Origin of the sequence: Acinetobacter sp. OYA S30, assembly GCF_033599315.1 — a bacterium.
Taxonomy (GTDB): domain Bacteria; phylum Pseudomonadota; class Gammaproteobacteria; order Pseudomonadales; family Moraxellaceae; genus Acinetobacter; species Acinetobacter baumannii.
This window is the reverse complement of record NZ_JAWVAV010000002.1, coordinates 140,427-153,431: the sequence shown is the minus strand read 5'-3', so window position 1 is coordinate 153,431 and position 13,005 is coordinate 140,427. Positions and strand designations below refer to the sequence as shown.

The following is a 13,005-nucleotide window of genomic DNA, read 5'->3' as shown; positions in this document are numbered from 1 at the left end:
CAAGCCAAAATAAACACAGATACGTTAGCATAAATTGGCAGGAGATTTTATCAAGACATTTTAAAGTGCTCGTTATTTAAGCCCATAGTAAAACTTGAATTAAATTTTTCACTTTAAACGCTGCTTTGTTACTATCAGGTCAAACCATGAACTTTGAGAATAAAATGACTATTCATAAATACGAAGTAAAAATACAGTGGGAAGGCAATACGGGTACAGGCACTTCATCTTATCGTTCATATAAACGAGACTTTAGTATTCAGCATCCTCAAAAGACCACTATTCAAGGTTCATCAGACCCTGCCTATTTAGGCGATGTGACCAGATGGAACCCAGAAGATTTATTGGTCGCGTCAGCTTCTGCTTGTCATAAGCTTTGGTATTTACACCTTTGTGCAGTCAATCATATTCACGTTGTGAGTTATGTCGATCATGCACTTGGTTTTATGGAAGATACAGACCCGGTCAAACGTGGTCATTTTACCCAAATTATTTTAAGGCCTGAGGTTGTTTTAGAAAAAGGTGCTGACCAAGAGCTTGCAGCAAAACTACATGAAGAAGCACATCACGAATGTATGATTGCCAATTCGGTAAATTTTCCAATTACATGTGAAGCCAGCTTTAGCTTTGCTGAATAATTCATATGAAATAGCCACCGATAAGAGGCGGTGGCTATAAATTAAAAATAATTAAAGTCGTTAAATAAAATCTTTAAGCTGCATTTTCATCGACTTGAAAAATACCAAAAACGTTGTGGTCTAAATCGACAAAGTAACCATGCCAAGCGCGGCCCGGAATAGCGAATTTATCCATTGCCACAATGCCACCTTGCGCTAAAATTTTTGCAGCCACTTCATCGAAGTTTTCCACCTGAACCGAACAAGTAAATGCATTGGTGCCATATTCCATTGGCGGTGTTTGAGCAGGGCGTTTTAAGAGTCCTCCCATAATTGAAGGTGTCTCTATGCGGTAATATTCAATCGGTAAGCTTTCATCGAGTTTAAATTGCCAACCAAACACAGCTTGATAAAACTGCGCATCGCGGGCAGGGTTTGAAGACTGGATTTCAAAATAGGCAATATTGTTCATATTATTTAAATCATATTTTTATGGTGTAAAAAGTATACGCATAGCCTTTATAGCCACGAAAGCACTATTGTGTATGGTGAGCGTAAAATAAATGAAAGTGCTAGAAAATAAAAACCGACGATTCGAGTGATGAGAGAATCGTCGGTCAAAAACTTCATCAAGGGTTTCGGCTGCTAACAAAACCTAATCCGAAGGAAGAAAGAGTCGTAATGAAAGGTCACCGAAACAATTTTGCGGATGCCGTGCAAAGGAAGTATTCGGTTGCTGCGACCTTGTTACCCTATATAACGTCAAGAGATCAGGATTGGTTGACAGAAAAATGAAAAAAAATCGAAAAAAATTTATAATTATTTTTTTGAACTCATAAATTAGGCAAAAATATGACTAAATTACGTTCTTACTTTCTCTGGTTTTTTGCTTTATGCATCGTGCTAACCTTAATTGTCGGTGTGATTGCAGCACTATTACCAGCGAGTGTAGGCGGTATTTTAACAGCCGTTCCATATTTAGGCGCAATGATTTTTGTCTTATTTAGATTTTTAAAGAAAGAACGCCGTGCACCGACAGTACCAGAAAAAAAGAAATTTACTTTAGGTTTTACCCTCATATTTTGGGGCTATAACTTGTGTGGAGTTTTATTTGGTCTGTTTTTATTTTCAAGAAAAGACCCTGAGATTTTGCAAAACTTTATGCTTTATCTCAAACAGCCTCAGTTCTTAAGCATTATGGTGATTATGCTTTTAATGTTAGCTATTCCGCTTTATTTAATTACCTATTGGTTTTATGGCAAACAAGCCCAGCGCATGGCAAACAAAATGTTTAATGTGTCATAACTCACCACAAAACTGATACGATTAGTTCGTTATTAAATTTTATAACTATATAAATTAAAAACTGCTGTCCTCGGTTTTGGAGGAAATATGAATAAGAATGTATTAATTACAGGTGCAAGTGGTTTTATCGGAACGCATTTAATTAGGTTCCTATTACAAAAAAATTATAACGTGATTGCCGTGACACGGCAGGTTGGAAAGGAATCTGACCATCCTGCTTTACAGTGGGTGCAAAAATTTGAAGATATTGCGACACGTCAAATTAACTATGTGGTGAATTTAGCAGGCGCAAATATTGGAGAGAAACGTTGGACTGGGTCACGTAAAAAACAACTCATTGAAAGCCGTGTAAATACGACCCGAAAATTGTATGTATGGCTCAAGCAATCTCAAATTTTTCCTGAAGTGATTGTCTCTGGTTCTGCAATTGGTTATTACGGTATAGATAATCAAGAAAAGTGGACAGAGGTGTGCACTGAACAAAGCTCGCCACAGCCCATTTTCATGTCTCAGCTTTGCCAAGAGTGGGAACGCGCAGCGTTAGCAGACGCTCAGCAAAATACTAAAATTATTCGTTTAGGCGTTGTGTTTGGGCAGGGTGGCGGCATTTTGCCTAAAATGTTGCTTCCTATTCGACTCAATTTAGTCGGTCAAATTGGTCACGGACGTCAGCCTGTAGTATGGGTACATATTGAAGACGTATTAAACGCAATTGAGTTTATATTCAAGCATCCTCAATCTGCTCAAATTCACAATCTCGTGGCACCAGAAAATGTGACCCAAAAGGTATTTGTTGAACAAGCTGCCAAAGTTTTGAATAAGAAACCAATGTTGTCGGCGCCTAGTACAGTTTTTCGCTGTTTGTTAGGAGAGCAGTCGCAATTGATCTTAAATGGGCAATACGTCAAACCCGTAGCCTTACAAGCAGAAGGATTTGAGTTTGCTTATCCTCAATTAAAAATGGCTTTAGAGAATATACTCGCCTCAGGCTAAGATTTTATTTTGCAAACGCTCTGGGGAATATGCTTTGGCATCAACTAATGTTGGTTGTCCTAGCATAAGCTGACGGAGCAATTGCGCAGAACCTGCGCCCATACACAAACCATTTCTAAAGTGCCCAAAGTTTGCCCATAGGTTGTCCATTTCAGGCATTTTACCAATGTATGGAACACCGTTTGGTGAACTTGGTCTGAGACCTGCCCAACGATGTACAATCGGGAAATCGGCCAGTTCAGGCACCATTTCTAAACATGCTTCTAAAATATTGTGCTGTGTAGTTTCATCGGTAGAGGTGTCAAAACCACGATGTGCCATACTAGACCCGCACACGATATGACCGTCCATACGTGGAATCAAATACATGACTCGATTCATACACATGGTCGGTAGCCAGTGAGCAGGGGTTTTAAATAACAGCATCTGACCTTGCACAGGTTCGACTGGAATGTCGAGTTGTAATTGTGAGTTCCAGTAATGGCTCCAAGCGCCCGAAGTTATTACAAAATGGTCTGCTGTATGTTTGCGACCATCTTCGGTTTGGAGTGCTTGTATGGCATCACCTTGTTGAATCAGTTTTTTAACAGGAGTGTTTTCAAAAAACTCAACATTCGGATGTTGCTTTAAATAGCGAATCAGGGACTGTAATACGCGAGGATTACGAATATTAGACAGTTCAGGGAAATAAATCGCTTCTTGAAACTGATCGGAAATATGTGGATTTACTTGCTCTAAGGCATCTCTTTGTAAATATTCACAGCGCTGCATCGGTTCTTGATGCTGCTCGGCGTAGGACAAACCAACGTCAAAATCTTCTTCATCAAAAATCAGCATGCCTGTGTCATGAATTTCAAAATCAATCCCTGTAATAGGGTAGAGCTTTTGGTTCCATGCTTGATAAGAGGCTTTGCCAAATTGGGCAAGTTGGTTCACTACATGCACATAGCGCCACGGGTACATTGGAGAGAGAATACCTCCACCAGCCCAAGAGGCTGCTTGTCCCGCTTGTTGTTGATCAAAAATGCTGATGGTACAGCCTTGTTCAACCAACTCCAGCGCAGACATTAATCCACTTATGCCCGCGCCAATGATTGCAATATGCATGCAGTGTTATCCTTTCTCTGCGAACTTAGTTCATTTCCTTGAGTTTTTCAGCAGCAGTTTCTGCAAAGTAAGTCCAGATTCCGTCTGCACCAGCGCGGCGGCAGCACATGAGCGATTCTAAAATCACTGAGTCCGATAACCAGCCATTTTGAATTGCGCCAGCTAACATTGCGTATTCGCCACTCACTTGGTAAATGAATGTCGGAATACCAAAGGTATCTTTCACTTCACGTACCACATCCAGATATGGCATGCCCGGTTTTACAATCACCATGTCGGCGCCTTCTTGAATATCAAGCGCGATTTCATGTAATGCTTCGGCACGGTTGGCAAAGTCCATCTGGTAGTTATATTTATTACCACCTTTTAGGTTGGATGCAGAGCCAACAGCATCACGGAAAGGACCATAGAAGCTAGACGCATATTTCGCAGAGTAGGCCATGATGTTGGTGTAGATGTGACCATTGGCTTCTAAAGCCTGACGAATCGCGCCAATACGGCCATCCATCATGTCACTTGGTGCAATTACTTCGGCACCTGCTTCTGCGTGACTTAAGGCTTGTTTAATCAAGCATTCTACAGTCTCGTCATTGAGCACATAGCCAGTTTCATCAATAATGCCGTCTTGACCATGAGTCGTGTATGGGTCGAGTGCACCATCGGTGATTAACACCATTTCTGGTAATTCTTTTTTAAGCAAACGGCAGGTGGTTTGAACTAAACCATCTTCACGCCATGCAGCTTCTGCGGTAAGGCTTTTATCTTCTTGAGGTGTTACAGGGAAAAGAGCCAGTTTGGATACGCCTAATTCCAGAAGTCTTTCAGCTTTTTTCAGTAATAAATCTGCCGACAAACGCTGAATGTTTGGCATACTTGGAATATCTTGGGTTTGATTTTGTCCCGGTAATACAAATACTGGATAAATCAAGTGATTGGTAGTGAGCTGTGTTTCGCTGACCATCGCACGCAACTGGTCATTTTTACGGATACGGCGCATGCGAGTAGCTGGAAATGCAGGACGATTGAACGTATAAGTCATAACAATCTCGATGTTCGGTATTACACTAGGATAGGTTGGCGGATATTCCATTACTGTCAACCGACTGCTGTATTGTAGCCCCATAATGCTGGATTTGTACAAAATTATGGGTGTTTATCATGCTTTTAAATTTAGGCAACGTATGAGTGATGAAAAGAAAAATTGGACGGGGAACATACAATTAGGCGCCAAAACCGACCTAAATGTGGTTCTCAACCAATTGTGTAAGGCGTTTAATAGCTGTCCATTTTTTAAGCATAGTGGAATGATTATGCGTGTGGTAGATGGGCACATTGAAGGCTATGTTGAAATGCAACCTGACCTCATTGGTAATTTGGCTTTTCAGGTTTTGCATGGTGGTGTGGCTGCAACTTTGCTTGATAGCATTGGTGGAATTGTGGCAATGGAACATCTCTATCGCCGTTCAACCCCCGAAACGCTGCCTGAAACCATTAAACAGGTTACACGCTTGGCAACTGTCGATATGCGTGTAGATTATTTGGCACCGGGGCGCGGTAAATATTTTATTGCACGTGCCGAAGTCCTACGTTTAGGCCGCAAGGGCTGTACTATGCGTATGACTATGGTCAATGATGAAGATAAACAGATTGCTGCCGGCATTGCCTCATATGCCTATTAATCTAGGCATTTTAAGCATTTAAAAAGCGCTCAGGGCGCTTTTTTTCATATTAAAAAAGATAAAAATTTTACAAAAACTTTGAGATAAACATTAATTTAATTAGAACGAACGCATTAGTTATATTTTTTTATTCTCATATCATGAGGTTTTAGCGTTAAAATTGTCTCCTTTGACAATGCGGTATGTCTTGTTTATAGAAAAATAAAAACTCTATAACAAGGTGTAGTGCGAGATTGATGGCAAAGCCAACTCATCTTTAGGAACATACCATGACTGATGCACAAAGCAATGTACAAGAAACAGTGCCAACAACATCTGCCTCGGATGACAACATGCAAAACAAGCGCAAAAAATTTCTTGGTTTCTTTGCGCTGATTTTATTGATCGCCGCTATTTTATATGCAATCTGGGCATTATTTTTAAATCACTCGGTGAGTACGGATAATGCTTATGTCGGTGCAGAAACCGCGCAAATTACCTCAATGGTTAGCGGACAGGTCGCTCAGGTTTTGGTAAAAGATACTCAAACAGTACACCGCGGTGATGTGCTGGTTCGTATTGATGACCGTGATGCCAAAATCGCGTTGGCACAAGCCGAGGCAGAGCTTGCCAAAGCAAAACGCCAATATAAACAAACTGCGGCAAACAGTAGTTCTTTAAACTCTCAAGTGGTGGTTCGTGCTGACGAAATTAACAGTGCTAAAGCACAGGTTGCTCAAGCACAAGCCGACTATGACAAAGCTGCTTTAGAATTGAACCGCCGTGCACAGCTTGCGGCATCCGGCGCTGTGTCTAAAGAAGAACTCACCAAAGCACAAAGTGCGGTTGAAACTGCTAAAGCAGGGCTAGAGCTTGCTAAAGCCGGCCTTGCACAAGCGACTTCTAGTCGTAAGGCAGCCGAAAGCACTTTAGCTGCAAACGAAGCGCTAATTCAAGGTGTAAGCGAAACCTCGACTCCGGATGTACAAGTTGCACAAGCGCATGTAGAACAAGCTCAGCTTGACTTGGAACGTACCGTGATTCGTGCACCAGTTGATGGTGTGATTACACGCCGTAATATTCAAGTGGGTCAACGTGTTGCACCGGGTACAAGCATGATGATGATTGTGCCACTCAATGATTTATATGTAGATGCTAACTTCAAAGAAAGTCAGTTGAAAAAAGTCCGCCCAGGTCAGCCAGTCACATTAACGTCAGATTTATATGGTGATGATGTTGAATACCACGGCAAAGTGGTGGGCTTCTCTGGTGGTACAGGCTCTGCCTTTGCCTTAATTCCGGCTCAAAACGCAACAGGTAACTGGATTAAAGTGGTTCAACGCTTACCGGTTCGTATTGCACTTGACCCGAAAGAACTTGCTGAACACCCATTACGTGTTGGCTTGTCGATGGAAGCAAAAGTCGACTTATCTGCGAAGTAAACGCTTATGAAAACGCAAACACCTTTTGCCGAGTTAAGCGGTGGCCGTTTACTACTGGCAGCGTTTGTTATTGCCTTGTCGAACTTTATGGTCGTACTTGATACGACCATTGCCAACGTCTCTGTACCGCATATTACCGGTAACCTTGCTGTTTCAAGCACACAAGGAACATGGGTCGTTACTTCATATGCAGTTGCAGAAGCGATTTGTGTACCTTTAACGGGCTGGCTAGCTGGCCGCTTTGGAACGGTGCGGGTCTTTATCTTCGGTTTAATTGGCTTTACGGTCTTTTCTTTCCTATGCGGTTTGGCAACATCGTTAGAAATGTTGGTGTTTTTCCGTATTGGGCAGGGCCTTTGTGGTGGTCCACTTATGCCACTCAGCCAAACCTTGCTTATGCGTATTTTCCCTCAAGAAAAGCATGCGCAGGCAATGGGCCTATGGGCAATGACCACAGTCGTCGGGCCAATTTTAGGACCAATTTTGGGTGGTCTGATTAGTGATAACCTGTCTTGGCACTGGATTTTCTTTATTAACTTACCGGTTGGTATTGTCTGTGTATTAGCAGCAATGCGCTTGTTAAGAGTAGCCGAAACAGAAACCATTTCTTTAAGAATCGACACTGTTGGTTTAGGCCTGTTAATTCTGTGGATTGGTGCGCTACAGCTTATGCTCGACTTGGGGCATGAACGCGACTGGTTTAACAGCACGAGTATTGTGGTTTTAGCTTTAACTGCCGCCATTGGTTTTGTGGTGTTCCTGATATGGGAGCTGACCGACAAACACCCTGTGGTGGATGTCAAAGTCTTTAGGCATAGGGGCTTTGCCATTTCGGTACTGGCCTTGTCGCTCGGCTTTGGCGCATTCTTTGGCAGTATTGTACTGATTCCGCAGTGGCTGCAAATGAACCTTTCCTATACCGCGACGTGGGCCGGATATTTAACCGCAACCATGGGCTTTGGTAGTTTGACCATGTCACCAATTGTGGCAAAACTTTCGACCAAACATGACCCGCGTGCGCTGGCGAGCTTTGGTTTAATTTTGCTGGGTATTGTGACCTTAATGCGGGCATTCTGGACCACAGATGCCGACTTTATGGCACTGGCTTGGCCACAAATCCTGCAAGGTTTTGCAGTACCGTTCTTCTTTATCCCGCTGTCTAACATTGCACTTGGTTCGGTACTCCAGCAAGAAATTGCATCTGCTGCGGGCCTCATGAACTTCTTGAGAACCATGGCAGGGGCGATTGGCGCTTCAATTGCAGTGACCGTGTGGGACGACCACGCCAAAGTTGCCCGTAGTGAAATGGTGTCAAACCTACATACGACTGAAGTACAAAACACACTTTTGCAAAATGGTTTTACGGCTGACTCGACTTTAGGCATTATTTCAAATCTAGTCGATAAAGAAGCCATTACCATGTCGGCAAACCATGTGTTTTTATTGTTTGCGATCGTGTTTGTCTTTGCAGGGCTGGTCATTTGGCTGTGTCCAAAACCCAAACAGGTCAGCGGTATGCCTTCTCACTAAACATCAAAAAGCATCTCTTCGGAGATGCTTTTTTTAGACCTACTACAAAATGAGCGAGTTTATAAATAGCAGATTTTGCCTGTATTTAAAGAAATAAAGCATGCCAGAATTGGGCAAATCAGTTATAAAAGAGTGTGATAACAAACAAGGAGACATCACACAGAGCACAAAATAAACACCCTTAATCATTTAATATTATTAAAACTTTATTTTTATCAAAGATTAAAAAACTGAAGACCTGAAAACAAAGAAGCTTGCATGGCAATTGCATGGATAGGCAGGCGTATATATTGGAGTTATCACGTGAATAAAAGATATTCATTTTTGTTCAGTAGTTTATTAGCAGTCGGTTTATTACAAGGATGTGGAGATGACTCCTCGTCAGATCAGCCCAAGGATGATTCAAATACAACTCCGCCCAATTTAATTGTAGATAATGACCCGACCAGTTGTAGCAAACTGGCACAAGACGGTTCAAGCGTGGTGGTTGGTTCAAACCAAAATGGTGACCCCGCCGCGCCAGAGGGTGCTTCGGGTTATAGACTCGGTAACACGGTTAAATACGCAGATAAATATATGGTGGTGGCAAACACGCCACTTGCGGTAAAAGCAGGTTGTGATGTTTTAAAAGCAGGCGGTAGTGCAGTTGATGCAGCCGTAGCAGTACAAGCCGTGCTTGGTTTGGTCGAACCACAGTCGAGTACGATTGCCGGTAGTGGTTTTATGATGTATTACGATGCCAAAACCAAACAAGTCACGGCTTATGATGGCCGTGAAACCGCACCAGCGGCAGCCAACGAATATTATTTAATTCGCCAAAATATATATGACCCAAATTCACCTGCACCTGTACCAAGTGCCCGCCGTAGTGGTCGTTCGATTGGTGTGCCGGGTGTAATGCGTTTATTGGAACAAGCACAAAAAGAGCATGGCAAACTTAAGTGGAACCAACTTTTTGGTGAAGCGCTTGGTTTGGCTGATAACGGTTTCCGCATACCGGGGCGTTTGGCAGATGCCATTGCAAGTAATGCAAGCAATTTAGCACTCGATGCAAATGCAATGGCGACTTATTTCTACCCAGATGGATCACCACGTAAAGTCGGCGAGACCATGACCAATAAAGCCTATGCCAGAACACTTGAAGCACTCGCTTCACAAGGGGCAAACGCACTGCACACTGGTCCAATTGCGCAAGCCATTGTGGCAAAAGCAGGGCAAACCGTGGGTGATGACCCAGCAAAAACTCCAATTACCCCAAGTTTGATGACCTTGCAGGATTTATCGAACTATCAGGTGAAAAAACGCGACCCAATTTGTACGACGTACCGTGACCGTTACTATGTATGTACCATGCCACCTCCATCTTCGGGAGGGATTGCAGTTGCACAGACGTTGGGTATTTTAGAAAACTATGATATGTCGCTTTATCCACCTAAAAACCCTGAAAATGAAGGTGGTGTGCCCGATGTGATGGGCGTGCATTTAGTGTCTGAAGCAGAGCGTTTGGCCTATGCTGACCGTGACAAATATGTGGCAGATACCGACTTTGTTGCTTTACCAGCACAGGGTATTCCAAGTTTTATTGATAAAAATTACTTGAAGCAGCGTGCTGCACTGATTAACCCGAACCAGAGTATGGGCGTAGCACCAGCAGGTAATTTCAATACAGCGGCAGGTGTAGATACCACTGTTGAACATGGCACGACTCAGTTCACGATTGTAGATGCCTATGGCAATGTGGTTTCAATGACATCGACAGTTGAATCGAGCATGGGATCATTCCATATGGTGGATGGTTTCTTGCTGTCAAACCAGTTAACTGACTTTAGTGCGAACCCTTATGACAGCACTGGAGCACCTGTTGCCAACCGTGTAGAAGGCGGCAAACGCCCACGTAGTACTATGGCGCCAACCTTAGTGTTTAAGGGCACCACGCCAGATGAGTTTTATATGGCAACAGGTTCACCAGGTGGCGGTACCATCATTCAATATGTGGTTAAAACCTTGGTGGGTGCATTGGACTGGAACTTAAATGCACAGCAGGCCACTTCGCTTGTAAACTTTGGCGCAACCAATAGCAAAAACACCAATGTAGATAGCTCGAATGTACAGCTTTCCTTAGTTGACCTAATTGAAGGCTTAAAAGCAAAAGGGCATGGCATATCGAACACTGCGCAAACCAGTGGTATTTCAACGATTATGAAAGTAAATATAAATAATCAAAGTAAATACGCAGGTGGGGTAGACCCACGCCGTGAAGGGATCGTGTTAGGCAATGGTGCTTTATAGGCCAAACTTAAAAAAGCTGTCATTTTTGGCAGCTTTTTTTATGAGGGGCCTTGAAAAAAACAAAAGGCACTCAATTATGTAAGTATGTTCATCAGTGGCAGACTGTTGATAAAATGCACAGCATTTTATTTTAGTTATGCTATGATGTGCAGACATTCATGGGGATGTTATTGGCTTCGACGCCGGTGATGAAACTCATAGATGCATGCCGAGAGCGCATTTTCTCTCGTAAATAAAATTTGCATTTAAATAGTCGCAAACGACGAAACTTACGCTCTAGCTGCCTAAGGGCCGCTTGTCCGCTTCCTAGAATACTTGTGGTCTGGGAACCCGACTGAAGCGCACGCACACAAGTCCGTATAGAGTCAAGCCTCGGGGCTTTATACCAAACTTAGAGGATCGCACCTTGTACCCTGTTCGTCGGGTCACTTGGTGTTAAAACAATAGACGATATCTAAGCATGTAGTATTCTCGAGCGTAGTGCTGGCGGACGCGGGTTCAACTCCCGCCATCTCCACCAAGATTCTCTATATAAAAAAGCCACTTATCATAAGTGGCTTTTTTATATAGAGAATTTTATGGATGATGCAATCCAATTTCTTGAATAGTTTTTTCTAATTCGCTGTGACTAAAACGATTCTGATCATATACAAAATATAGATAACCATGATTTGGAATATTTACATGCATGCTGAGATGAGGATCAATTTTTTTATAAGGCTTTAAGCACTTTTTTATTCGACTAGCATATTTAACGGCAGGGATCTTGGTGCCTGAAATAACAGCAAATCCATGTTTGATAATAGCATCAACTGCATTGTAAACATTCTCTGTTGTGTCAAAAATTCTCATAATTCTTAACCTTAAATTTATCCAAAATATATTAATAACTTTTTGCTTATACTATTAAAGCAGAATGTATCTTCTTAAACTTATTGTTCGGACATTCCTACGATAAATGTATGATGCAGCTGAATTAACCACATCAGAATTAGACAATTCTTTTAACAGTGAAGTTTGAAGGTAAGCAATAGCTTGCCTTGCTTTTTATTACAATAAACTTATAATATAAGAGGAATTATAACTCTTATTTCTTTGCTTAGTGGTATTCAGTCAAATGAAAAAAACAATAAAAAATTAATGAGCTTATTGAGCAAGCTATTAAGTTAGCTTGTACGAATACAGTAAATAAGCGTGCTGTTTATAAAAGTTATATGCGTAATACATTACGATCATCTCGTCTTAGACAAGTTTCTTAATAAAAAACCCGCTTAGGCGGATTCTTTATTAACTTAAAGTCTTAATATTAAATTTTTGCAAGTTTACGCATAACTTCATGTCTAGAATGCATAAATTTATTCATACTAATTTCACTAAAACCACCATAAAAGCATTGGCTATCAATTCCATATTCTTCCGTTAGTTTTAGCTTTTTCCGAAGTTTTGAAATATATGCTACATCATAGTCTTCTTTACCATGTTTTCCTTTTTTTATTACATCCGTAATATAATCTCCATTTGAATTATAAATTTCAAATCTATTCTTATTATTTTCAATCATGGTAAATTCAAATTCTGAGAGAATTTGTCTTAATTGGTGTAATTTTAATCCATGATTATAAATAACACGGCGACGGCAGTTACTCCGAAACCATTTAGTAATATAATCTAATTCATCAACTCTATTGTTGCATAACTCATGTGCTGCGGCCTGTCGCGTAAACTCAAATAGTTCATCATCATTTGGGCGTGAAATCCACCAGCCATTTTCTGATAAAAAAACGATTGTAGTTAATAAAGCTGCTCTTTTATTTCCATTATGAAATGAATGATTATTAATTATAGAGTGAAATAAAGCCGCCGCTTTAGGAAAAATACCTTTATATGCATCTTGACCTCCTACAGACATAAATGGTCGTGCTACAGCTGATTTTAATGTTTCTTCATTTTTTATACCAGAAGGAGAGATAGGGTCATCTGAATTCTCGAAAAAACGTACTAAGTATTCATGTATAAATTTGACTTGTTCGTAGTTCATAAGACTATTTTGCTACATAGTTGAAA

The 13,005-nt window shown here is 41.4% G+C and carries 12 protein-coding genes and 1 other RNA gene; 8 read left to right on the top strand and 5 right to left on the bottom strand.

Going from position 1 to position 13,005, the window contains the following annotated elements; genetic code table 11:
• Window positions 1-164 precede the first annotated feature (164 nt).
• A complete protein-coding gene (locus tag R5R67_RS02000) occupies window positions 165-638 on the top strand; it encodes an OsmC family protein (RefSeq protein WP_000152330.1) in 474 nt (157 codons plus the stop codon).
• Window positions 639-711: 73 nt separating this feature from the next.
• On the opposite strand, the gene R5R67_RS01995 is transcribed toward R5R67_RS02000, so the two are convergent.
• Window positions 712-1,089, bottom strand: coding sequence for a VOC family protein (locus tag R5R67_RS01995; RefSeq protein WP_001059437.1), 378 nt, complete (start codon window positions 1,087-1,089; stop codon window positions 712-714).
• Between the two features lie 380 nt (window positions 1,090-1,469).
• On the opposite strand from R5R67_RS01995, the gene R5R67_RS01990 reads away from it, so the two are divergent.
• Together R5R67_RS01990 and R5R67_RS01985 are read left to right on the top strand one after the other, a co-directional pair.
• Window positions 1,470-1,922, top strand: a complete 453-nt coding sequence (locus tag R5R67_RS01990) for an ABZJ_00895 family protein (protein WP_000164153.1) — start codon at window positions 1,470-1,472, stop codon at window positions 1,920-1,922.
• Window positions 1,923-2,009: 87 nt separating this feature from the next.
• Window positions 2,010-2,915, top strand: coding sequence for a TIGR01777 family oxidoreductase (locus tag R5R67_RS01985; RefSeq protein ID WP_001039374.1), 906 nt, complete (start codon window positions 2,010-2,012; stop codon window positions 2,913-2,915).
• On the opposite strand, the gene R5R67_RS01980 is transcribed toward R5R67_RS01985, so the two are convergent.
• Together R5R67_RS01980 and hemB are read right to left on the bottom strand one after the other, a co-directional pair.
• Window positions 2,907-4,022, bottom strand: a complete 1,116-nt coding sequence (locus R5R67_RS01980) for an NAD(P)/FAD-dependent oxidoreductase (RefSeq protein WP_000546703.1) — start codon at window positions 4,020-4,022, stop codon at window positions 2,907-2,909. The genes R5R67_RS01985 and R5R67_RS01980 overlap by 9 nt on opposite strands.
• A gap of 25 nt (window positions 4,023-4,047) precedes the next feature.
• The gene (hemB, locus tag R5R67_RS01975) at window positions 4,048-5,061 is read right to left on the bottom strand and encodes a porphobilinogen synthase (RefSeq protein WP_000222569.1); all 1,014 of its coding nucleotides are present in this window, start codon (window positions 5,059-5,061) and stop codon (window positions 4,048-4,050) included.
• A gap of 142 nt (window positions 5,062-5,203) precedes the next feature.
• Here hemB and R5R67_RS01970 point away from each other — a divergent pair, with 142 nt between their 5' ends.
• The 5 genes from R5R67_RS01970 to ssrA all read left to right on the top strand — a co-directional run bounded on the left by R5R67_RS01970 (window position 5,204) and on the right by ssrA (window position 11,461).
• Window positions 5,204-5,701, top strand: a complete 498-nt coding sequence (locus R5R67_RS01970; protein ID WP_002156418.1) for a thioesterase family protein — start codon at window positions 5,204-5,206, stop codon at window positions 5,699-5,701.
• Window positions 5,702-5,970: 269 nt separating this feature from the next.
• A complete protein-coding gene (locus R5R67_RS01965) occupies window positions 5,971-7,122 on the top strand; it encodes an EmrA/EmrK family multidrug efflux transporter periplasmic adaptor subunit (protein WP_000128703.1) in 1,152 nt (383 codons plus the stop codon).
• 6 nt (window positions 7,123-7,128) lie between these two features.
• Window positions 7,129-8,652 (top strand): DHA2 family efflux MFS transporter permease subunit, encoded by a 1,524-nt coding sequence (locus R5R67_RS01960; RefSeq protein WP_000857095.1) that lies wholly within the window; start codon window positions 7,129-7,131, stop codon window positions 8,650-8,652.
• Window positions 8,653-8,955: 303 nt separating this feature from the next.
• The gene (ggt, locus tag R5R67_RS01955) at window positions 8,956-10,941 is read left to right on the top strand and encodes a gamma-glutamyltransferase (RefSeq protein ID WP_002061330.1); all 1,986 of its coding nucleotides are present in this window, start codon (window positions 8,956-8,958) and stop codon (window positions 10,939-10,941) included.
• Window positions 10,942-11,101: 160 nt separating this feature from the next.
• Window positions 11,102-11,461, top strand: a transfer-messenger RNA (tmRNA) gene (gene ssrA / locus R5R67_RS01950).
• A gap of 56 nt (window positions 11,462-11,517) precedes the next feature.
• Here the strand turns inward: ssrA and R5R67_RS01945 are convergent.
• Window positions 11,518-11,793: a hypothetical protein gene (locus R5R67_RS01945; protein ID WP_001217845.1), complete on the bottom strand. Its 276-nt coding sequence runs from the start codon at window positions 11,791-11,793 to the stop codon at window positions 11,518-11,520.
• Between the two features lie 454 nt (window positions 11,794-12,247).
• Window positions 12,248-12,979, bottom strand: a complete 732-nt coding sequence (locus R5R67_RS01940) for a type II toxin-antitoxin system death-on-curing family toxin (RefSeq protein WP_001105576.1) — start codon at window positions 12,977-12,979, stop codon at window positions 12,248-12,250.
• Between the last annotated feature and the right edge of the window lie 26 nt (window positions 12,980-13,005).

Bases quoted from the DNA above. Each gene is read 5' to 3' on its own strand.
- R5R67_RS02000 (WP_000152330.1), top strand. From the start codon at position 165: ATGACTATTCATAAATACGAAGTAAAAATACAGTGGGAAGGCAATACG.
- R5R67_RS01940 (WP_001105576.1), bottom strand. From the start codon at position 12,979: ATGAACTACGAACAAGTCAAATTTATACATGAATACTTAGTACGTTTT.
- R5R67_RS01985 (WP_001039374.1), top strand. From the start codon at position 2,010: ATGAATAAGAATGTATTAATTACAGGTGCAAGTGGTTTTATCGGAACG.
- R5R67_RS01945 (WP_001217845.1), bottom strand. From the start codon at position 11,793: ATGAGAATTTTTGACACAACAGAGAATGTTTACAATGCAGTTGATGCT.
- R5R67_RS01990 (WP_000164153.1), top strand. From the start codon at position 1,470: ATGACTAAATTACGTTCTTACTTTCTCTGGTTTTTTGCTTTATGCATC.
- R5R67_RS01980 (WP_000546703.1), bottom strand. From the start codon at position 4,022: ATGCATATTGCAATCATTGGCGCGGGCATAAGTGGATTAATGTCTGCG.
- R5R67_RS01970 (WP_002156418.1), top strand. From the start codon at position 5,204: ATGAGTGATGAAAAGAAAAATTGGACGGGGAACATACAATTAGGCGCC.
- R5R67_RS01995 (WP_001059437.1), bottom strand. From the start codon at position 1,089: ATGAACAATATTGCCTATTTTGAAATCCAGTCTTCAAACCCTGCCCGC.
- R5R67_RS01965 (WP_000128703.1), top strand. From the start codon at position 5,971: ATGACTGATGCACAAAGCAATGTACAAGAAACAGTGCCAACAACATCT.
- R5R67_RS01960 (WP_000857095.1), top strand. From the start codon at position 7,129: ATGAAAACGCAAACACCTTTTGCCGAGTTAAGCGGTGGCCGTTTACTA.
- hemB (WP_000222569.1), bottom strand. From the start codon at position 5,061: ATGACTTATACGTTCAATCGTCCTGCATTTCCAGCTACTCGCATGCGC.